This is a genomic window from Vibrio sp. D173a, assembly GCF_030248475.1.
The window spans coordinates 1-598 of the sequence record NZ_JAHGAH010000714.1; the positions used below are offsets into that span (position 1 = coordinate 1).

General features: G+C 49.0%; 1 pseudogene. It reads right to left on the minus strand.

Annotation, left to right across the window (positions count from 1 at the left end):
• Nucleotides 1-598: pseudogene (locus tag KIV40_RS28740) on the minus strand (glutathione synthase); the annotation flags it as partial.

The following is a 598-nucleotide window of genomic DNA, read 5'->3' on the forward strand; positions in this document are numbered from 1 at the left end:
CACATAGTGTTGCTCTATAAACAGGCGAGTTTGACTGAGCGTTTGGCAACATACGTCTTCATTGAGTTCAGGAATCCAGTAATCGGCGTATTGGTACCCAGCCCTCAAATAAACCACATCAACGCCACCCACGTCTTTAAGTTCTAAGCGCTGACCACGACCACTGCTGAGTTGGCAACTCAGTTGCTCAAACGTGCGACGCACCGTTCTCACACCCAATTTCTGAAGCTCTAACTCCAATAAGTGTTGATCGTAGACGTTGTCTTCGTTGTTCTGCACAACCATCAAAAATGTCGGTTTTCCCGACTCACCAAAATGGTGTTTGACCTTTTGCGCCGCTTTCGCAATCCCCAACGCCATTTGTTCCAACCCTCTATTTTCAGCGGGAACAGCCGACGGCGCTTCTAACCACGACGAGAAATGCTGTGGCCATTGGTTTTGTAAAAACGCATGCAACTCTGTCGCTTTTTGACCAAAGGGGCCCATACCAGCGGCAATGCCGTTGAATTCCACCACTTTGGCACCGTGGTCTCGGTCATCCATAAAGTCAGTGCGCATCAAAAGCAGTGGTCTACGAGCAGGAAACAATCGTTGAGTC